Here is a 21,803-nt window from a genome sequence, read left to right as displayed (position 1 = left end):
GATACACTTATTAAATGACATTAAAAAGTATTGAGAAAACATATACACTATTTGTTCATCATAAGATCAAGGCAAAGCTTTTGTAATCCATACAAGTAATCTTGTTTCCAATCACTGATTGTTAGCTCGGGAAGATGTTCAGAAGGGATATATTTTGCGCTATCAATGGCAATTTTGTCTATAACCTCTTTTTCAACTTCATCTCTACAAAAAATAATCGTATGTGGATTCATAATTGCGGTAAATGTGGCTACTAACCTACTAATAGCATCAATCTGATTACTTTCAAAATTAGTAAACTGACTAGAGTTACTTCCATCTTTTAACGCCTGACTAAAATTTCGTTCATCATACTGAGGGACAAATGAAATTTCTCCTGCAAAAAAGGTACTTCCCCGCACGACATCACCATTAATCATCAATCCTGCACCCGGTCCATTTTGCCCGGAATACAAATAGACAAGAGATTGATTCTCCTCAATTCGATTATTATAGCTAAACCCTAGTACAGCAGCATTCATATCGTTCTCAACAACGACAGGTATCGAAAAAGAATCTTCAATATACCCTTTTAGATCAAGATTTTGAAACTGCTCATATCCCGGTATATAAAAAATTCGACCATTTTCAACCGAACCCGGAACCCCGATGGCAATTGAACTTATTTTTGACGAATTAGCCTTTATTACTTTTTCGATGAACTTAGTTAATGTGTATATCCCATTATCGATTAATACACTTGGTGCCTTTCCTTGTTTCTTTATTTCTCCCGCACAATTAAAAATAGTATAAATTGTCTCGGTCCTTTCTAAGAAAATAGCCAGCCCAAGCATGTAATCAGGATTATATCGATATCTTTTTGCTCTTCTCCCGCCACTGGATTTATCTAAACCAACTGAAATAACTTCTCCATTCTTCTCCATCTGGGTCAAAAACTTGCTTATAGTCGGGAAACTAATTTGTAAATGTTCGCTAAGCTCGACCTTTGTTGCACTCCCAAGTTCTAAAAGAGATTTTCGAATAGCGGGAAGAATAACCGTGCTTAACGATTTTGGAGTAACTTTCACAACTGTCACCACCTTACGTCCATTTATTAAATGTATTTAAAAAGTCTCCAGCAAAAAACTTATTAAACATCTTTAATAAGTATGTTCATAATATAGCATATAAGAAATACCTTTTCAATAATCCAGCCGAATTTCAGCAGGCTTTCTATATATTAACGTGTAAAAAGGAAATGAATCTCAGACAAATTCATTTCCTTCAGCTTGTTTTTTTATTTTTTCATATAATATGCGAGTAGGACCATCATCAGAGCCAGTGCTACAACAAATGGAATCCAGCTGAAAACCCATAATTTCATAATCAGTAAAAGAATAAAGGCACCAATCGCTAAAATCCAAAGCGCTGCCGTCATGATGCCAAACGTTTGCGCATTACCGGATGTTTCAAAGTTCTTTGCCCATTCATTTTGTTTTTCGGCTTCTTTTAATACCCATGCCTTCCGATGTTCGGGTTCTGTAATCACTAAAAATGTGATCACACCGAGACTTGGTAAGGCAAAAGGAATTAAAACCGCTAAAGCACCTTCTAATGATTTAGCTTCACCGAATATTGACATTGGGCCGATTGGTACAAGAATGACTCCAAATAAGAAAACAAAGACTGCAACAGCATAAATTGCGGCACGCATTGGTCGCATTGGGTTGCGAGTTGCTGTTTCCTGTGTTAAGCCCATATAGACAAACCCTGCTAAAGGAACGGCTAAAAACAACATCATAACACCTGTTACAGCATCAACTTTGCCTAAAAAAAGATAACTAAAGCAGGAAATAATGATTGCAAATACAGTAAGGACGCCCAGAATGGTATAAATGGCGGCACGTGTCTTTGTAACAAAATTTCGCAATGACATGTATCGCATTTCAAATACCTCTTTCTTTTTCTCTAAACTCATTTCATCAGCAATTTTGTTAATATCTGCAAATTCTATTTGTATTTGTCTTAATGCGTCTGTACGTTTGATTCCGTTCGCTTCTAAACTCTTCAAACGATCTTGAAGATTTGTTAATAATTCCTCTTTAAAATCAATCAGTTCCGGTGACTCTTCATATTTTTCAAATGCTTTATCAATAAATTCTTTTAGTTCCATAATTTATACCTCCATAAATAATCGTTCCAAGATCTTCTTGGTAAACTCATAATCCTCGAGTTTTTGCCGGTATAGTTCCCTCCCCCGCTCGGTGATATGATAATACTTTCTGCGACCGCCTTGTGTTTCATCACCCCAATAGGATTCGATGTAACCCTCTTTCTCAAGACGTTTGTAACTGGAATAAAGTGTTGTTTCTTTTAATTCGTACAAATGATTGGTTTTCTGCAACACACGATTATAAATTTCAAACCCGTAGCGGTCACGATCCAAGAGACTCGCTAACACAATTGTATCCGTGTGTCCGCGCAGCATATCACTTGATATTTGTCCTCCCATACTCTCACCATCTTTTCGCTTATCAAAGTACTACGGCTGTCGTAGGTTTTTTGCTTTTTTTAGGCGAGGTATTCTTTCCTCACCTTTTTAATTATTGTAAGCCATAGTACTACGACTGTCAAGTATAATCAATAATCGTTTTTCATTCATATTCCATTTTCGTTATTTGATTAATCCTTCATCATTCATGGACAGGTAATGGATCCTTTTTAATAGATTATTGTTTTTGTCATATACATTTATGTTAAGTTATATTTCTGTTAAAGTGAGCTTACAGAAATGAATTTGAAATTTTTAAGGAGGGTATTTATGTATTGGGAAACTTTGCCAAATTGGTTCTGGGTATTATATTACTTATTTCTCTTATCAACATTAGGAACGGCGATATACAGCATAGTGAAAAAGAAAGGAAAGATTTTGCCCTTTCTAACCATTGTGTTCACTGTGACCATTCCAATAGTTGCCTTCATTAACAGTCTTGGAAGAGCAGAAGAAATGAATGAATTTGAACATTTAGTAAGTCAATTGCAAAAAGGTGCTAGTTGGGCTATTTTTTCAATTATAGGGTATCTGTTCCTGTTCATATGGTGGTTTTTCTTTCTGTTCAAAAGTAAACATAAAAACTAAGTTATCGGATTATTTCCGCATAAAATAGGAATAAAAATGAAAAAATACCCTATAAGCTTTATAGTATTTGGCGGGTTATTCAGCCAACTTTTTTATCTAAAATAAATCCTTTATTAAAATTTTTTGGATCAATTCTCGAAAAATCTAAACGAACCACCGGAAATCATAAAGAACATTTTATAAGGGAATGAAAAGAACAATGGAATTTGTCATTGATGTATACCTGATTTTCCTTATCTTATTTTTTTCCATCAAGAAAAAATTTCATATAATTGTCAATATTTTCAACTATTTTGTACTTGCCTTCCTCCTATCAAGCTATTTTTCGATTATTGGTGTTAACTTGGGTGCTTTTAAAATTGAAGGCGACATGAAGTTAGAAATCTTATTCAGGCTCTATGAACTGATATTTGAACCACTTATTTGCATTGGCTACCTAAACCTCTTTTGCAGTGTAAAATCAAAACTAAAAAAAATTGTCTTAAGCGTTTTTGTGTTTTTCATATTTTGGGCAGCAGAATTTCTATTTGTTCAATTAGGAGTCATCACCTTTATTAACTGGAATTATCAAAAAACCTTGATTTCACTCTTTGGAATCCTATTGACAACTTATTTCTGCCAGCAATGGTTTCGTTCCATTTTAAAGAAAGAGGGGATCCAGACCTGATGAAACTTCCTAACTCCTTTGATATCAATGAATGGTTTGTTCTAATTTGTATGTTCATCGCCTTTTCCGTGCTCCATTTACTACCAAAAAGATTCCCTCTTAGCGTCACAATCCTTATTATGCTTTTTTCCTCGACAATCGCGCGGTTTGCGGATCATATTTTATCGACGCCAAGGATAGACTTATACGATATTATGAATTCGCCATACTATGACCTTTTCGATATTTTCACATATGTATTAGTTGCCCCCACCGGTTATTTTTTTGTATATTTTTATGACCGGCTTCGTATAAAAGGATATTGGATTGCTGTTTATATTGTCATATGGTCTACTTTTGGAACTGCCTTTGAATGGCTATCATCCTATTTCAAAGTGTTTATTTATAAAGGATGGAAGCCAACCTATTCATTTACATTCTATTTATTCATTCAATCCCTCACATTGCTGTTTTTTAAATATGTAACATTTATCCATCAAAATACTCCAAAAAATAACTGAAACTCTCATACTTCACGAATGATCTCGGTTTTTTTATAAATCCCGATGAGATGGCAATAGCCAATGAGATTCAAAGATAATATTATATTCTCAACCGTGCAATACCCTATTTTTATAAAGAAAACTCGACGATTGCCGAGTTTTCTTTATCCTGTGTGCTTCCTTCCTGCAGAGATTCCTCTGACAGCCTCTCCTGTTCACCCACTTGATTTTCCCGCTTCAATTAGCACATGGTTCTTGACTAATAATAGCGATAAACACATAATAAATGCTCCTGTTCCAATCAGTAGCCATTCAATTTTTACCATGTCGGCAAGCGGACCGAATATCAGCATTCCAATTGGCATCATGGAAGTTGAAATCATCCCCATCACCCCGAAAACTCTTCCTAAATAATCTTCTTCAATTTTTTCCTGTAATAATACGGTAGCCGGTGTATTTAAAATAGGCATGGCCACTCCGAATACACCCATGAAAAATAAATAGATCCAAAAGTTTGGAACACTTCCTAATGCGAATGTACAAACGCCCATGATTACTGTAGCAAATCCCATTGTCTTTACTTTATTTGAAAAGCCTCCCCACGAAGCAATGATTGCCCCACCCGCCATCATACCAATGGAAAAGACAATTTCAATGGCAGTTAGCCGCCACACATCATCACCAAAACTGCGTGCAACCTGTAGTGGCGTTAAAAAGGAAGCCGGCGCCATTAATACCATGAAGAGAGCAAAGAACAAGAAGAACTTCTTGAGAAAGTCATGACTATTCACATATTGCAAACCTAATTTAAAATCACTTAAGTAGCTTGTTGTTTGTTTGTCCTTGGCCTTTTCATGTAAAGGAATCTTTAAAAAGATAAGTAGTGTTCCAATCGCAATGGCTGCTGTTACGACATCAATAAAGAAGATAATTTCCATCGTTGCCATTCCTAATAGAGCAGCACTAACCAATGGTGATACAAACATAATAATAGCTTGAATACTTCCATTGATTCCGTTCACTTTTGTCAATTTATTTTTTGGAACAATCTGCGGCAAAATCGCACCGACTGCCGGGGTTTGTATGCCGGTCCCAAAAGCGCGAATTGCTGCCATTAAAAATAGCAACCAAATATCATCAAACCCCATTAAAAAGAGAATGGCTAGAATAAGTGTTGCTAGGGCAATGAGACCATCTGAAAGTACAATCAGCATTTTTCTGTTATAACGATCAGCCCATACACCCGCTACCGGCGACAAAATAAATGTTGGAATAAAACCGCAAATGATATAAATCGTCATCATCACACCGGATTCTGTTGATAACGTGATATACCACATCATGGCATACTGAACCAAGGACGAGCCGAATAATGAGATCGCCTGGCTACTTAAAAAGAGAACAATATTCTTGTACCAATTGCTTTTATCATTATGTGTTGCGCTGTTCATCCACTATCAACCCATTTCTTTTTTTAAAAATTTTTTCTCCCCTATTAGAAAAAGCTTTTTATAACGGTGTAAAATTTTCCCTTTTCAGTTTACAGTAAACATTTTCAAGAAAGAAAGACATACTTTTGATATTTTTTAAAATCACGAAATTTACACGCCATCTTTAACTTTGTCCCGAATCAGTTTTTCTGCACCGCGACTGCTTGAGGGTGTGGTCGGTCAAGATAGAATGAAAACAGAAAAACACAGGCATCCCACCTGTGCTTGAAAGTAAATGGATATTGGTTTTTGCACAATTTGACTGTTGCCTTCACGAAAGAAAAGGATAGAATATACCCTTTTGGCCAGTCTTTGCCAAATCATCAGACCTACAGTTTATTAGTTAACCTTTGAACAGGACATTTTTTGAAGACAGAAAAAAAGAGGGCAGATCCGTCCCCCACTTTTTACAAATATCCGCAAAATAAAGGTTTCCTATCGATAGGCAGACTAATCCCATTTACCCGGCTACACAAGCAGAGCCTTTGAACGTATTCAATTAACGGTTCAAAGATTGGTAACGTAGTCTTATACTATCAATCACTAGGAAATCCTCCATTTCTTTAAAGATAAATAGACTATAACATATAACTGCAAGATATTTCAAGTTATTTTTAATTGCTATTTGCTTTCGGACAGCCTACTTTAGGTTAATACAATTTGGATTATATAAAAGGTTTACTTTTTGATGTTTACTTTTTGGACAGCCCCTTGAGCATTAAAATTACTAGCGAGAAAGGGCTCATCGGCAAATATGAGTGTTCCGCGCCTAAAAATATCGGTGAGAATGGGTTTCACCGTCAAAATTGAATGTTTTTCACATCAAAATGGCGACGAGAACGGGTCTCGTCGTCATAAATGGCCGTTTTCCACCTAAAATTGGTGACGAGAGCGATTCTCGTCGCCAAAATTGAGTGTTTCTCGCCCCAAAATGGCGACGAGAATGGGGTTCGTCGTCAATATTGGGCGTTTCCCCCTCAAAATGGTGACGAGAATACGTTTCGTCGTCAAAATTGAGTGTTTCTCGCCCCAAAATGGCGACGAGAATGGGGTTCGTCGTCAATATTGGGCAATTCCCCCTCAAAATGGTGACGAGAATACGTTTCGTCGTCAAAATTGACCATTACTCACCCCAAAATGGTGACGAGAGCAAATCTCGTCGTCAAAATTGGCCGTTTCCCTCATCAAATTGGTGACGAGATTGGATTTCGTCGTCATAAATGGCCGTTCACCACCTAAAATTGGTGACGAGATTGGGATAAATTTCAGTATAAACTTTTACAGTTCTCCGGTAACTGGAATGGATTTTCTTTATTAATACGATCATAAAACATAATTCCATTTAGATGGTCGATCTCATGCTGAACAACAATAGAAGGATACCCACTGAGTTTTAATTCGATTTCCTCGCCCTCCAAATTAAAACCTTTCACTTTAATTCGCTCATATCTTGGAACAAACCCTTTAATTTCCCGATCAACGGAGAGGCATCCTTCGCTTTGCGGCAAATAAATCATCGATACCGAATGGCTAATAATTTTCGGATTTATAAGTGTATATTCATGTTGAATCCCTTTCTCATCCGTTAAAAAAGCTACAAACATACGCTTATTCAAACCAATCTGATTTGCCGATAAGCCTACACCTGCACGTAGTTTATACTTATTTACCAGAACAGGGTCTTGGCTATTTTTCAAGAAATTCATCATACAAATGAGTGTTTCTTTATCTTCCTCGGAAGGAGGTATTGTAACTTCTTCTGTTACTTGATTTAGAATAGGATTGCCTTCCCTTACAATATCTTTCATCGTAATTATATATTCTGGACGAAATTTACTCATAAATAAACAATTCATCTACCTTTACATTTAGTGTTTTTGATAATTTAAATGCCAGTTCCAATGTAGGATCATATTTATTATTCTCGATACAGTTTATCGTTTGTCTTACTACCCCACAATCTTCGGCAAGCTGTTCTTGTGTGATCCCAAGTTTCTTCCGTATTGCTTTTATTTTATTTTTCAATCGTATCACCTATGTCTATAGTTTTGGACATTTATATTCTATAACAACCTGAATGAATATGTCAAGAACTTTGGACATAATAAAGTGGAACTTCCATTAGTGGTAATTTTCTTCATCCCCACTGATGGTTAGTTTATCCGATCGAACCTTTAGAGCAGCCCGTCTTCCGCCTATCCTTCTTTGAAAACCCAGAATATTGGGGTAGGGTCTTGACTCTCCGGTAAGGTGGGATAAATTGACCACGATATGTATAGTTTTAAATTGCATAAAAATATGGTCACTCACCCCCTCATTTCAATAAGAGATAAAAGACCGTTAAATCCTAAATTTTTGCGACACCTAGCGCAAAATGGTCCCAAAGAATACTTTCAACTAACTCAGCTTTTGCCTCTTCACAATCAATGATGAGAATGATTTGCGAGTGCCTCCCTTTGCGGACTCTTTTCCTCTTTTTTAAAATTAATTCAATAAATAATCGAATGACGAACCCAAGAACAAAACCTACAAATGCACTAATTAGTCCCCAATAGATTGGTCCCCAAGTCAATTTAAATCCGATACTTGCACCAATTACCGAGAAAGCGGTTGCCATCGCAACGCCTATATCGATAAAAATGATATGCCGTCTGAACGGTGAATCGTATCAAAAACTTTTCGATCCTCAGTCCGATTATCCAGCGGAACAGCAAATATATTTTCTTTTAAAATTCCGTTTTTCTCTAATGTAGAAATTGCCATTTCCACATATTGATTACATTCAAAAGTTGAAAACAATTGCATATTCATCACTTCACTTTTTGATCTTTTTTATGTGAAAATTGTTATTCTGGTATTTTTCTTTTAAGTAATCTTTAAGTTCTTTATCAAAAAGTTTGTTATTTTCAACCGTATTAACATAGGAATCATACATGGCAAAACCATAATGAGATGGGAGAAATAAAAGCCATTCAGGTTTTAATACAGAGGTAGCCTCCTGAACCTTTCCTAAAAGCAACAACAAAACAGCTTCTTGAAAATGTGAAAAATAATAAAAAACGACTAATCCAATGATGATAAAAAAGCAGTTAAAATCTTGTGAATATATAGTTGTCCAAGCCTTGGTATAAATAGTGACCATATTATCGACAAAAACGGATTTCGTTTATCTAAGTAATTTATTTCAAGCGCTCCAAGTGAAAATGAATTAAAACGGTGATTCTCCTGTTCCGCTAAGAGATATACCCGATTCATGTCCACTGCGGTTCGATAACAGTCCCAAATACCAAAGAGATAAACCGGAATATACATGAGAAGCCACCTAGGGTTTAATACTTCTTTAGCTAAGTCAATATGTCCCTGGAATGAATAAATCATGGATAAATTAATATTTGCTTCAATATTTACAACTATTTCCCAGATAAATAAAGCAAATCCCCGAAGATATTTTGATAAAATCATATGACCAAACCCCGGGAATGCTGCCGACCACCAAGCAATGATGTAGGGATTGCGTAAATGAAGTTGAGTCGTTCCAAAAATGCTTACATGAGCCTTATAGCGTCTAGCAGTGTTGTCATTCGTATAGTTGTTCAATTTTTTTCACCTTGTAAATAAATTTAATGTTTTATAATTAGTTTTTCCTAAATGAATTAATTGACTCTATCTATATTTTTTCTCATATGGCAGGAGAAATATTTCAATGAACAAGGAACCAATGGAAAAAATTAAAAAATCGCTACAGGAAAAGCATTGGGTAAGTTATCGTTAATAAAATGTCGAAAAATTTTTATGGAAACAAATGTTCTTATCGTGTATAATATGATTAATAATTCAAATTTATCAAAGGATGGGGTAAAATAATGGGAGAAGTACTTGTTCTGGAGAAAAGGGTGATCTATTCACCCGGAACTGATTATGACGCACTTTGGAAGAAAATTATCAGTGAACTGTTTGAGGAATTTATTTTATTCTTTGCACCGGATTTGTATGAGGCCATTGATTTTGGAAAAGGAATTGTCTTTCTCGAACAAGAACTGCACAAAGTCATCATTGAACATAATAAAGGAAAAAAAATCGCAGACAAAATTGTAAAGGTTTCCTTGAAAAACGGGGAAGAAAAATATGTATTCATTCACATAGAAATCCAAGGAAAAAAGGATCCGGACTTTTCTAGGCGAATGTTTACTTATTTTTATCGTTTGTTTGATCGCTTCCAAGAAAACATTTATTCCATTGCAATTTTGACCGATTTGTCTAAATCCAACAATCCGCAGCCGTTCCAATATTCCTTTTACGGCACTGAACTTACGTATCGCTTCAATACTTATAAGTTTAATGAAGAGGATATTCCTTCTTTGAAAAAATCAACGAACCCTTTTGCCATTGCAGTTTTGGCAGGCATTTACCTTCATCAAACGGAGAAGAACTATCATAAACGATATGAAGTAAAGAAAAAATTGTTAAAAGACTTTATCTTAACCAACCCAAATCTTAAATCTATTTATGCGGAAGCTCTTTTCTACTTCATTGACTATTTACTGTATCTTCCTCATGAGCTGACAAAACAATTAACGAAAGACTTATCGATTAACATTGAAAAGGAGGCAAAACATATGCTGTATTCTGAAAAAATTAAAGAAGCACCTACACTTGCTGAATATTTTAAAACTGTGAGGGAAGAAGGATTTGAAAAAGGAATTGAAAAAGGAAAAATGGAAGAAAAAAGGAATTTAGCTGCTGAGCTGTTACGGGAAGGTTTTTCAGTTGAAAAAGTGGCAAAAATGGTGAAGCTGAGTCTCGATGAAGTGAAAGAAATTGGGAAAAATTTATAAGTACAGACCAAAATTTTCCTGACACTCTTTCAATTATAACCATTTGATGATGTGAACGTAGTTTCTTTGAACATCGTGTCTGCTCCCAGTAATTTACCCTTAGGAGCCAGACACTGTTGATTATTTTACTTAACACAATTAGATTTCTGCAACAAACTCTACTTTGTTAAGAAAAAGTACCTGACTCTTTCACACTACTTAATCATTGTATCCGTTAAAATGTCCTTATACTTGTCCAAAGTTTCAGATACCCCTCCAAATAAGGACATATTATCTTCGGTAGACATGATTGGATAAAAAGAAAGTTAGGTATTAAAAATAGCAGAAATAGTAAAAAAGGGGAATTTTAATGATAGTGAAAAGTGAAAAAGAAAATCTGTTATTGGAGAGCGACAAAAGTTTTAAATCATTACTTGAAATAATTGAATCAGTACCCAGCAGAAAAAGGACCATTTCTATTGAAACTCAAGAAAGAGACAAAAATTATCGTGATGTATTAATGCATCTGTATGAATGGCACGCAATGCTTGAGAGGTGGTATCGAGAGGGGATGGATGGAGATATTCCTTTTATGCCAGCACCTGGTTATAAATGGAGAACTATCGAGCAACTTAATAAACAAATTTGGGAAAACTACCAAGATGTGACATTAAATCAAGCTATAAAAAAGTTGAAGTTAAGTCATGAAAGAGTAATGGATCTAATTAAATCACATACTAATGAAGAAATCATAACAAAAAAATATTATAAATGGACTAAAACAAGTAACTTATACAGCTATTTTGCAGCAAACACTTCTAATCATTACATTTGGGCTATAAAAAAATGTGAAGTAATTGCAAAGTCCATAAAAGAAGAGGAAAAGAACAAGTTTACGAAAAAATCAACTTAAGTATCAGGTTGTGAATTAGTTAGTTTAAAAAGGACATAACATATTAGTATAGATAAAATATGTTATGTCCATTAATTTATCTAACTTTTTACAATTTAGGTCTTGATAATAACTATCCAAGTGTTTTTTCATTATCATGGATATCTTTTGGGAAAATTGGGAGAATCTTAACTGGTCTCCGATAAAATTTGATATAATTTTGATCCAAGTTTTTTACTTTTTGTCACTAATGAAACTGTCCTTTTTCTACCAAAATTATTAATTGGTAAAACAAAAAGTTTGAGGTGACTGATATTCTTTGCTACGATTTCTGGTACTATCGTTATTCCCATTCCAGCCATGACTGCTCCATAGATAAAATCTCCGAAAGCGACTTCACTTATTATGTTAGGCTTGTGGCCGAACAATTCCATTTGCTCAATAATATGCTTTCTTGTATCACAGGGAGCTTGATGAACAATTAATGGTTCATTGTACAATTCAGCGAGTTCAACCGCTTTTTTCGATTGAAATCGATGCCCTATAGGAAAAACTGCATAGTAAGGTTCGGCAAACAACTCATAGCTCCACAATGACTCCCCGGTATCCAAAGTATCCACAAAGATAGCGTCAAGTCTACCTTCCTGTAAGGACTGAATCAGTTCACCGGAAGTATTTTGAATCATTAATGACAGAGGTCTGTCCAGCAGTTTCTGTCCTTTCATTTTTGACGGTAAATAATAAGTCGCTACACTAGGCAGACTACCTATTGCTATAGGGTTATTCCTGCTATATTGTTTTAGTTCTTGACGAATTCCAGTTAGTTCAGCAATAATAGGCGTAATTCGGAAATAGAAACGTTCACCGGCTTCTGTCAGTTCAATACCGGAAGTCGTTCTGTGAAACAATATAACCTCAAGTTCTTCTTCTAGATTACGAATATGCTTGCTTAAGGCCGGTTGTGTTAGATTAATAGCTTGGGCAGCTTTAGAAAAACTTTTTCGCTTTGCTGCTTCCGAAAAGCTTTGCAGCCACTCTAAATTCATTTTACTCACTCCACTGTTATAACACTTTGTTATACCCACCTAAAATAACGGTTGTTCCATGATCAATTACTGTATGGTAATCTCTTAGATATCGACGTTTATCCCATTATAACATTTCTTTATATCCTAATGTACAATGTTCCGTTGGTTTTAAACAAAAATCAACATTATAAATGGAAAAAAGAAAACCAAAAAATAGATATGGGGGATTGCTATGCGAAATGTATTTCTTCTCACTATAGGAATGTTTGCTCTCGGATTTGATGCCTATGTGGTAGCTGGTCTATTACCTGAAATCAGTGAAACATTAAAAATAAACGCTTCACAAGCAGGTCAAGTTGTAAGTATATTTACTCTTTGTTATGCATTGGCTGCTCCTATTTTTGCAACATTACTGGCAGGGAAACCGGTTCGTGTAATCTTAGTATTGGCGCTTGGTGTATTCTCTATTGCAAATGGCGCTAGTGCCCTTGCAGCAAATTTCCCATTTTTGCTTATCGCACGCGCTGTTGCAGGTATTGGAGCCGGGCTTTTTTCACCAATGGCATCAGCTGCGGCCGCGTCGCTTGTTTCTGAACAAAAACGGGGCCGTGCCCTTGGCTTTGTTTTGGGAGGCATGAGTATGGGGACTGTGGTAGGTGTACCCCTCGGATTAATTGCAGCTAAACAATTAGGTTGGCAAGGGACGCTTTGGTCAGTTACAATCATTGGTTTTTTCGCCACAATTGGAATTATGATTTTGTTCCCTAAAGTTTCAGCGGAAGCTCCACCGTCATTACGACAGCGTTTTACAATGATGACAAATAAATATGTGTTAGCGATCATTGGTATCACACTTTTAACCAGTATTGCAAGCTTAGGTCTCTATACGTATATTGCGTCAATCTTAAAGAATCTTGGAGGTATAACGAATCTTACCCCATATTTGTGGGCATGGGGCATTGGCGGTGTTGTGGGGAGTTTTTCAATCGGCACTTTAATAGATAGAACTGGGCGTCCAGCATTTCTTATGGCTGGGATTCTAGCTATATTGATGTTAGGAATATTTACTCTGCCATATGCACTTAAATTTCCTACTCTTGCATATTTACCAATTTTTCTTTGGGGTGCCATGGGCTGGGCTTCACAAGCACCACAACAACATGCATTACTGCGCTCACAACCTCAACATGACAAAGCTGCTGTTGCATTAAACAGTTCAGCAAATTATCTTGGTAGTGCGATAGGTTCAACATCAGGGGGGATTGCCATGGCTGCCGGTTTAGCACCAACTGATCTGCCCTATGCTGCCGGTTGCTTTGTATTAGTCGCTTTACTTGGCCAACTGATTATTATTAGAAAACAAAGTTAAATATAGCGAAGAACATCAAACTGCAATACTTGATAATTTGATTATTATAAGACAAAAAAATAACTTATTATGGTATCCCCGTGTATCAGTAAAAAGGAGTTAATTCGACAAACGTTATCGTATCTCGAGATTAACCTATTTCGTGGCGATTGGTTAGAACATTCTTATTTAATATTATCCATAAGAAGACACCTTTTATTAATATATTGTTTACTTAAGGTTGGCACCATAGAAAAACAATCAAATCAACGAAACCCTTTCTAGTCGCAAATTTTGGGCGTGAATTTCTTTTTTGTCGGCGGGACCCATTTCAGTTGACATTTTGGGCGTGGAGGTGAGGACACTGAAAAAGTACGAAATAATCTTGCTAAACACAATATTTAGATGTATTCTCGGATTTTTTATACTATATATTGTATTAGTGAATCTATTCAAATAGTTTTTCAGTGGCCCCGTGGAAGTCCCTTTTTTGTCGACGAAAACCCACCCGTCTTTGGGTTGCGAAATTCAAGTTGTTTATTTATCAACTACCCTTGAGCTATTAACCTTTTTTCCTGACAGCAATCCAAATTTCACTTTTCTGATCTTTGCTAACTAGCATTTCAGGTCCTTCTGCCAGTTCATAGGAAGATGACGGTAACCATTCGGAATATATCCTTTTCCAAGTTTCTTCAACTTGTTGCCAGTCCCCATCCACTTCAAAAATTGCCCATAAAAATGTAGGGATTTCTATTGTTGAATATCCATACGTATCTTCATTCGTTGTGACTGCTCCGATATATTGGTCAAAAGTCGCATTTCCTTCACTATCTTCTGAGTAGTTAACTGTTACATGAACAATTCCATAAGGTTCTTTATTGGAAATGGACTCCATTTCTTTCATTTGGGTATCACTAATAGCCGCTATCATATCTTCGTACGTAGGTGAAAGTATTTGATTAATCATCTCGACTGTATATTTTACCCCGACAACTTTAAACGGTTCTTTTTCTACAATACGATATTTCATTTCGACACCTCCCTGAATAGTTAATTGAAAATACATTCTTGGATATGCTTTTAGGTTTTACTCTGGGTTTCTAGCTAGGGTTGGAATAACACCATGAAAACTCTGAAATGCTCGGGAAAAGGCATCTGGAGATTGGTAACCATATTTGAATGCTATATCAATCACTTTTACATGCTTATCCTTTAATTCTAATGCAGCTACTGTTAATCGTCGTCTACGGATATACTCTGATAACGTGATACCAGATAGAAGAGAAAATAGCCGTTTGAAATGATACTCAGAGCAATAAGCTCTTTTTGCGACTTCTTTTAAGTCAATATGGTTATCCAAATTTTCTTCTATATAGTTTAATGCCATGTTCATCCCCTTTAACATATCCATTATCCAACCCTCCTTTCACTTATAGCATAACAGGAGAAATTACATCATACCCGACTATTTATGCTCATTACAATCGGTTCAATTACGAGTAATTTAATTCAGAAGCCGAAATACGCATTTCACCACCCTCAAATAAGGATGGTGAAGGATAAAGATTGTTTAATTTTTGTTGTGATTGTTAAATTACACTGCTTGGGTATAAAAATAAGTCCGTCAAAATTAATCGTTGTTTCTGCCCCATTTGGAAGATCAACTCATTATTTTTGTGTTACTTTGAATTGTCCTCCCATTCCATTAAAAACTCCTTCTCAGAAGTCTCTTCGTCCAATAATTCTTCTTTGATTACAAAGCCATTTCGTAAATAAAAGTTTACTGCCTTGTTATTCTTCTTGAACACTTTTAGTTGGATATTTTTCCTGTGTTTTTTTATAAAATTTAATAATTCTTTTCCATGTCCTTCCCCCTGGTACTTTGCTTTGATAAAAAGGGCAGCCAGATAATTATCTACCATTGAAATGAAGCCCATAATTTCTGCATTTTTACTTATAACATAGTTTTCAGACATTGGGAGATATTTTTCCTTCATTTCTTCTCTTTTTGATTTCCAATAATCCTTATCAATAAAATCATGTGCTATTAATGAACTTTGATACCATATATCTACTAATATATCAATTTCTGCTTTTCTATATTCTCTGATCATGTTATCCGTCCTTAATCTTAATTTGTCGTATGTATACTTTACAATAAAGGCTCCCTATGACAGAAGGCCATTAAAGTTACTTTTGATCATTGCTTTTTTCATATATCTTCAGAAAATATCTATGATTTTGGTTAGACACTTTATAAGTGAGTGATGCCCATCCATCTTACCCGGGCAAAATATCTGTAATGTCTATATCATTCTGTCCACTTACAAAAATCCCTACTTGTTCAATGTATGATAAATTTGTTGCGTATACTTTGTAATGGCTTCATCGTAATCCGGATACTTAACCCTGAGACTTTCTGCCACAGCCTTAGAATATCTTCTAAATAACCCATGGAGCTCCTTAGTGTGAAGCAAACTGCATTCCCTATTACTAGAACCGAGCATATAAATATCCGGTATTAAATCCAACCTCTCCCTCGTATTCATTTTTTTCCGTTTTTCAACATCGAATCAGAATAACATTGTTGCAGTGGTTAGTATTGTTTAACTCATTCGTTCACACTACGATTTACGGTTCCTTTTATGCCATTCTGAGATTTCTTCAAGTCTTTGTCTGAATCTGGCCTCTGAGCCTTGATTTGTCGGATGGTAATACTCATGACCTGCTAACGAATCCGGCATCGTCTGCATCGTCGTTAATTTTTCTTCTGTATCATGAGCGTATTTATATCCTTTCCCGTAATTTAAATCTTTCATCAACTTGGTAGGTGCATTGCGTAAATGGAGGGGAACAGGTTCATTCATTGAGTTCAGTGCATCTTTCTTTGCGCTCATATAAGCTAAATATGCTGAATTTGATTTTGGTGCCAGTGAAAGATAAATTACAGCTTGGGTTAAGTGTACATTACATTCAGGCATACCAATAAATTGACATGCTTGAAAAACAGATACCGCAATTTCTAAAGCTCGATTGTCTGCTAAACCGATATCTTCACTTGCAAATCTGACCAACCTTCGCGCAATAAAGAGAGGATCTTCCCCAGCTTCCAACATTCGTGATAACCAATAGATTGCCGCATTCACATCACTATTTCGCATAGACTTGTGCAAGGCGGAGATTATATTATAATGTTCTTCACCATTTTTGTCGTACAATAATGATTTTCTGTTGATAATTTGGGAAAGGTCTTCTTTCCTAATGATGATGGAATCTTCCTGCTTATTTCCATTTAAAACAGCCATTTCCAGCGTATTCAATGCAGTACGGGCATCCCCATCAGAAAACTCTGCAATGGCCGATAAGGTTTGATCATCAATTTCTACCTTTTGAAGACCATACCCATTGGGATTTACGATGGCTTGTTTTAATAATTCCACGATTTCACTACTCGTTAATTTATGAAGGACAAAAACTTTAGTTCTCGATAACAAGGCCGAATTGACTTCAAATGACGGATTCTCAGTGGTTGCACCGATAAGGATAATGCTACCATTCTCCACATATGGTAAAAAGGCATCTTGCTGTGCTTTATTGAATCGGTGGATCTCATCGATAAACAAAATTGTCTTTTCGCCTAATTGTCGGCGTTCTTCAGCTTCTTTCATTACATTTCGAATATCTTTAATCCCACTGGTGACAGCACTAAAATAATAAATTCCGATTGTGTTTGATTTGCAATAATTTTCGCCAATGTTGTCTTCCCTACTCCGGGGGGACCCCAGAAGATCATGGAAGAAACACGGTCATGTTCAATCATTTCCCTAAGAACTTTTCCTTTACCTATCAGATGCTTTTGTCCAACGAATTCGTCTAAACTTTGAGGACGCACTCTACTGGCCAAGGGACGACTTTGGTCATTGTCGTTCTCAAATAAAGAAGGTTGCCTCAAGGTTATTCTCTCCTTGTAAAAAGATTATTTTTTACTCTTCTTCTCTTTTCGTCTGCTTATTCATTCCAACCAAAATATCTAAATCAATGGTTATCTTAGTAGTACCCTGATTTGTAAATTTATCCAATTGTTCCCTGTTCAAGTTCCAGGTCAAAGGAGTCATCTGAACGAAATTGGTTAACTCTGTTTTGGTTAGTTCCTTGGTATAGTTTAGGCTAATTATATCCACCAAATGAAAATGCTGTTTAAAAAGCGATACCGTTTCATTATTGTTATAAACACTTTTATCTGTATTATCGTAAAATGCCTCCCTAAGTTCTTCAAGATAATTGGCACGCGGGACAACTTTCACAATGAGACCATCAGGAACTAATATTCTTTTAAATTCAAAATAATTTGCGGGAGAAAGGATATTCAGGATGACATAGCATGAATGATCTGCCAATGGTGAATTCGCTAAATCTCCAACGAGCCAAATGGAGTCTTCGTAATTGCCGGCTGCCATTCGAATCCCTTCCTTTGAAATATCTAAACCTAACCCTGTTATCGCTTCATTCTTACATTCAGCGATAATCCTTTGCAAATGCGAACCTTCCCCACATCCGGCATCAAAAACCATAACTGGACCCTTAGTAAGTTTCAAATGTTCCTTTATTACATGCGCAACCCACGCATGCAGCGGTTTATATAAATTACTTTCCATAATAATTTTTTGCCTTGCTTCAAACAGTTTTTTATCGTAATGGCTGTCTACAGAGCGGGTCATCATGTTTACATAGCCTTGTTTCGCAAAATCAAACGTATGATTGTTTAAACAAATGAGACTTTTTAAATCCACAACCTTCATTGGACTATTACAAACAGGGCAACTAAATACATGAACCCATTTACTAACTAACTCAGCACTTTTTTCTTTATTAGTCATGGTTTCTCTTCCTTTTGTTTCTTTTGAATATAGTGTCTCCTCTCTATATTTTACCATTGGAGTCCTATCTAAATGAATGTTTTACAAAGTTTTACAATATGAAAAAGGGTATCCAATGGACACCCCTACAGCTTATTTATCAACAAAACATTCTTTTATATGTAGAAAATAGGTAAGCATTTCCACCAATAACAACGTTTTTATGCTTCTTTTACCTTAATCTTTCCTTCTCTACTATCTTTATGTTCAATAAGGTCGAGTGATTTGTCGTTTTGTAACTCGTACATCTTTAATACCTCATCATTGGGTTTGGTAAGTAAGCTGACGACAACAATGGTTATTCCGGAAATAACAACCCCTGAGAATACCGGCATAAGCCATAGTTCACTCAATAATCCAATAAAACCCTGAGATGTCGTTTGAATACCGGGTACACCAAATATGGAAGCCATTATATAGTAAATTAAACCAACCGATATACTGGCCCAAACTGCTTGAGACGTCAGTCGTTTCCAGAATGGCCCCAACACCAAAGGCCAAAATATGGTAACAAAAACGATATCCCATGCTAAATAAGCCAAATCTATGACCTTTTGAAAACTAATTGCAAGAATCAATCCTAAAAGTGCACTTATAACAATGCACAAACGAGAAAAGAACAATAATGTTTTTGGATTAGGATTCGAATTAATAAAATCCAGATAAATATTTTTCGTGACTATACCGGAAGAAGCTACATAACATGCAGCTAACGTTGACATTCCCATCGCAGCCATAGATGTTAAGAAAATAGCGGAAATGACTGGCGGGAAATAGCCTTCTGCAAAGATAAGCATTAATGTCTCCGGATTTTTGCTATTTGGGAAAATCGTTTTAAATGCCTCTCCGATCATACCCGGCAACCAACTAATGGCGATGATAATCAGACCAGCTATAATCATGCTCATATAGGCAACCCGGGGATTTTTGGCTGCTGCCACCCTTTGTCCCAAATCGCCCGCGGGAATATCCCCAAGAGCTAGGACTAAGTAAAGCGACCAAAACTCTGCTCCTCCCTTGCTAAACAGTTTATTTACATTCCACCAATCATTCTGAAATGTAATATCTCCGTAGGAAAAAAAGATAACCCCAGCAATGCCTAGAATACCAATAATTGCAAAAATACCTTGTACGACTTCTGTATATGCTACTGCCCAAAGCCCGCCAATCACGGAATATATAACCGTTAAGCTGACAAATAATATCGCAGCAGGAAGAAAATCAAGGTGAAATATATTTTGAGAGCCTTTGCCAAAATGCTGTATCTCCTGAAGCAGTAGGCAGTCAGACAATTAAAGATCGTGGATTTATTCCACTATAGAAAAAGGTATTTGCACGAATATTATGACAAGTATAAAAGAAAAAATGGTGAGTTTTAATTTCAGTGGATAAATTCGCTTATTATCAATATCTGAATTTTTCCATTTCAGTCGGTTTTAGACGAGTTTTAATAGATTAGGCTACTCATTCCCCTGGTAAATATTGTAAAATGGAAAAACATAATTATTTTTGAAAAAAAAGTGCCATGAAAGTCACTCCTTTGGTAAGATATAAGTACTACCCAATATCCAGTATCCAAGGAGTGATTTCATGACTACTTCTATTCTAACACAAACCAGAGATTTATCAATACAACAAAATTTGATTCCCCACAATTGGCAAGACTATGCCGATATACCCTTTGTCATTCCGGCCATGTGTTTTCCATGGGAGATTTTTAAACCGGTTGAACGAGATTACTACACCTTTTTATATTTGCACCTAAAAAAGGAAAGAGCACATGATCATTTTAATGAAATACAACCAGCACTATTTTCAATACCGGAGGAAGAAGATAAGTCTACGTCTTCCTTATTTCATTCCTCTCCTGCCGGGAGAAAACCGCATCCTTTCATGCCCTTTTTTCGTGCTTTTGAACTGGCCTCTTTACAATATATTGAAGTGATGGTTGAAAGTGTCTATTTACAAGTGAAATCAAACCCGCTATTTGCCGCCATGTGTGGATTTACGGAGAAAATTCCGAGCTACCGTTCCTTTGCTCGCTTTGATCAAATCATGACAACAAATGATCTTTGGGAAAAAGCCCGGCTATTGGTGGTTGAATATAATAAAAGGGAAGGCGTGGTTGAAACTTTTGAGAAAGCAGTCGCCGTGGATACATCACATATAGAGGCAGAAGCAACGTTGAATAAAACAAGGAAGACGTGTTCTTGCAAAGGTGATTGCGATTGCCCCAGAATCCTTACAGATGATAACGCAGGGGTGATGCGTAAAAGCAATGCAGTCTCCTATATTGCGCATAAATTATCAATGGTATGCGGGGTGAAATCCGGCTTGCCTTTGACGCGGGAAGTATTCAAAGGAAATACACCTGATGGGAAAACATTAGAAACGACATTGGAGACGTTTAAGGCGGAGCACCCCGAGATGGCTGAGCAGTTGGACTTTATCTTGGCAGATGGAATCTACCAAACGCCGGAAAATCAAAAAGTGACAAAGGACGTATTACAGGCGAAATTGGTGGCACCCATCAACCCACGGAACCGTAAAGATAAACCAACTTCCGCCCGGGGAATTGAAAAAATCAATCGGTACGGCACCCCCATCTGTATCAGTGAACATAAAATGGACCTTAGAGGATCTGATCGGGAAAAGGGGCAATATATTTACACTTGTCCTGTATTTCATCCAAATGCTAGGCAAGAAGGACTCACCTGCCCGCTGTCGAATCACGTGGAATGTTGTAATGGGGCAGCACAAGGAAGAGTATTTCGGCTGGACTTTGATCAAGCGCCTCAAGTAGACGTCGAGTTGCCCCAACATGGGCGGAAATTTAAAGTGTTATATAGTGCCAGAACGATCATCGAACGAATCTTTGGCATTCTAAAAGACGGATATAGTCTCCGTCGTGTTCACAAGCGTGGAAAACAGGCAGTTGAAGCGCATGTGGATCGTTGCATGATATCTATGCATATCATGGCAAATATGGCGTATCATCAGACAGGAAAGGCCAATTGTGGATGGACACGCCATCGACTGAATTAAGTT

The 21,803-nt window shown here is 36.4% G+C and carries 16 protein-coding genes and 5 pseudogenes; 5 read left to right on the top strand and 16 right to left on the bottom strand.

Going from position 1 to position 21,803, the window contains the following annotated elements; translation table 11 throughout:
• Window positions 1-47: 47 nt before the first annotated feature.
• The 3 genes from NSQ14_RS01245 to NSQ14_RS01235 all read right to left on the bottom strand — a co-directional run bounded on the left by NSQ14_RS01245 (window position 48) and on the right by NSQ14_RS01235 (window position 2,491).
• Window positions 48-1,067: an ROK family transcriptional regulator gene (locus NSQ14_RS01245; RefSeq protein ID WP_095142073.1), complete on the bottom strand. Its 1,020-nt coding sequence runs from the start codon at window positions 1,065-1,067 to the stop codon at window positions 48-50.
• A 209-nt stretch (window positions 1,068-1,276) separates the two neighbouring features.
• Window positions 1,277-2,152: a hypothetical protein gene (locus NSQ14_RS01240; RefSeq protein ID WP_041847429.1), complete on the bottom strand. Its 876-nt coding sequence runs from the start codon at window positions 2,150-2,152 to the stop codon at window positions 1,277-1,279.
• Window positions 2,153-2,155: 3 nt separating this feature from the next.
• Entirely contained in the window at window positions 2,156-2,491 is a 336-nt protein-coding gene (locus tag NSQ14_RS01235; RefSeq protein ID WP_034767216.1) for a PadR family transcriptional regulator, read from the bottom strand.
• 309 nt (window positions 2,492-2,800) lie between these two features.
• Between NSQ14_RS01235 and NSQ14_RS01230 the strand changes: the two genes are divergently transcribed.
• Window positions 2,801-3,118, top strand: coding sequence for a hypothetical protein (locus NSQ14_RS01230; RefSeq protein WP_034767213.1), 318 nt, complete (start codon window positions 2,801-2,803; stop codon window positions 3,116-3,118).
• Window positions 3,119-4,482: 1,364 nt separating this feature from the next.
• Here NSQ14_RS01230 and NSQ14_RS01225 read toward each other — a convergent pair.
• The 6 genes and pseudogenes from NSQ14_RS01225 to NSQ14_RS01200 form a co-directional block, all read right to left on the bottom strand.
• On the bottom strand, window positions 4,483-5,718 hold the full coding sequence (locus NSQ14_RS01225; protein ID WP_034767209.1) for an MFS transporter: 1,236 nt from the start codon (window positions 5,716-5,718) through the stop codon (window positions 4,483-4,485).
• 856 nt (window positions 5,719-6,574) lie between these two features.
• Window positions 6,575-6,820: a hypothetical protein gene (locus tag NSQ14_RS01220; RefSeq protein WP_346216771.1), complete on the bottom strand. Its 246-nt coding sequence runs from the start codon at window positions 6,818-6,820 to the stop codon at window positions 6,575-6,577.
• A 202-nt stretch (window positions 6,821-7,022) separates the two neighbouring features.
• Window positions 7,023-7,598: a peptide deformylase gene (def, locus tag NSQ14_RS01215; RefSeq protein ID WP_034767207.1), complete on the bottom strand. Its 576-nt coding sequence runs from the start codon at window positions 7,596-7,598 to the stop codon at window positions 7,023-7,025.
• Entirely contained in the window at window positions 7,591-7,782 is a 192-nt protein-coding gene (locus NSQ14_RS01210; protein WP_034767204.1) for a helix-turn-helix transcriptional regulator, read from the bottom strand. Before NSQ14_RS01210 ends, def begins: the two co-directional genes overlap by 8 nt.
• A gap of 322 nt (window positions 7,783-8,104) precedes the next feature.
• Window positions 8,105-8,562, bottom strand: a pseudogene (locus tag NSQ14_RS01205) (hypothetical protein).
• A 10-nt stretch (window positions 8,563-8,572) separates the two neighbouring features.
• Window positions 8,573-9,354, bottom strand: a pseudogene (locus tag NSQ14_RS01200) (hypothetical protein).
• 266 nt (window positions 9,355-9,620) lie between these two features.
• Between NSQ14_RS01200 and NSQ14_RS01195 the strand changes: the two are divergent.
• Complete coding sequence (locus NSQ14_RS01195; RefSeq protein WP_343190568.1) at window positions 9,621-10,592, top strand: hypothetical protein; 972 nt, start codon at window positions 9,621-9,623, stop codon at window positions 10,590-10,592.
• Between the two features lie 349 nt (window positions 10,593-10,941).
• Window positions 10,942-11,484, top strand: coding sequence for a ClbS/DfsB family four-helix bundle protein (locus tag NSQ14_RS01190; protein ID WP_041846924.1), 543 nt, complete (start codon window positions 10,942-10,944; stop codon window positions 11,482-11,484).
• 167 nt (window positions 11,485-11,651) lie between these two features.
• On the opposite strand, the gene NSQ14_RS01185 is transcribed toward NSQ14_RS01190, so the two are convergent.
• On the bottom strand, window positions 11,652-12,509 hold the full coding sequence (locus NSQ14_RS01185) for a LysR family transcriptional regulator (protein ID WP_041846923.1): 858 nt from the start codon (window positions 12,507-12,509) through the stop codon (window positions 11,652-11,654).
• Window positions 12,510-12,723: 214 nt separating this feature from the next.
• Here NSQ14_RS01185 and NSQ14_RS01180 point away from each other — a divergent pair, with 214 nt between their 5' ends.
• Entirely contained in the window at window positions 12,724-13,860 is a 1,137-nt protein-coding gene (locus NSQ14_RS01180; protein WP_041846922.1) for an MFS transporter, read from the top strand.
• A 541-nt stretch (window positions 13,861-14,401) separates the two neighbouring features.
• Here NSQ14_RS01180 and NSQ14_RS18840 read toward each other — a convergent pair.
• The 6 genes and pseudogenes from NSQ14_RS18840 to NSQ14_RS01145 all read right to left on the bottom strand — a co-directional run bounded on the left by NSQ14_RS18840 (window position 14,402) and on the right by NSQ14_RS01145 (window position 20,047).
• Window positions 14,402-15,250: pseudogene (locus NSQ14_RS18840) on the bottom strand (AraC family transcriptional regulator).
• A gap of 268 nt (window positions 15,251-15,518) precedes the next feature.
• Window positions 15,519-15,953, bottom strand: a complete 435-nt coding sequence (locus NSQ14_RS01165; protein ID WP_041846950.1) for an N-acetyltransferase — start codon at window positions 15,951-15,953, stop codon at window positions 15,519-15,521.
• A 222-nt stretch (window positions 15,954-16,175) separates the two neighbouring features.
• Window positions 16,176-16,295, bottom strand: a pseudogene (locus tag NSQ14_RS01160) (aminoglycoside 6-adenylyltransferase); the annotation flags it as partial.
• 168 nt (window positions 16,296-16,463) lie between these two features.
• Window positions 16,464-17,791, bottom strand: a pseudogene (locus NSQ14_RS01155) (replication-associated recombination protein A).
• A 31-nt stretch (window positions 17,792-17,822) separates the two neighbouring features.
• Complete coding sequence (locus NSQ14_RS01150; RefSeq protein ID WP_346216770.1) at window positions 17,823-18,716, bottom strand: putative RNA methyltransferase; 894 nt, start codon at window positions 18,714-18,716, stop codon at window positions 17,823-17,825.
• A gap of 200 nt (window positions 18,717-18,916) precedes the next feature.
• On the bottom strand, window positions 18,917-20,047 hold the full coding sequence (locus NSQ14_RS01145; RefSeq protein ID WP_346216769.1) for a sodium:solute symporter family protein: 1,131 nt from the start codon (window positions 20,045-20,047) through the stop codon (window positions 18,917-18,919).
• A gap of 298 nt (window positions 20,048-20,345) precedes the next feature.
• Between NSQ14_RS01145 and NSQ14_RS01140 the strand changes: the two genes are divergently transcribed.
• Window positions 20,346-21,800, top strand: a complete 1,455-nt coding sequence (locus NSQ14_RS01140) for a transposase (protein ID WP_041845943.1) — start codon at window positions 20,346-20,348, stop codon at window positions 21,798-21,800.
• Window positions 21,801-21,803 lie beyond the last annotated feature (3 nt).

The organism is Caldifermentibacillus hisashii (assembly GCF_039654145.1).
GTDB lineage: Bacteria > Bacillota > Bacilli > Bacillales > Caldibacillaceae > Caldifermentibacillus > Caldifermentibacillus hisashii.
This window is presented reverse-complemented; position numbering and strand designations above follow the sequence as displayed.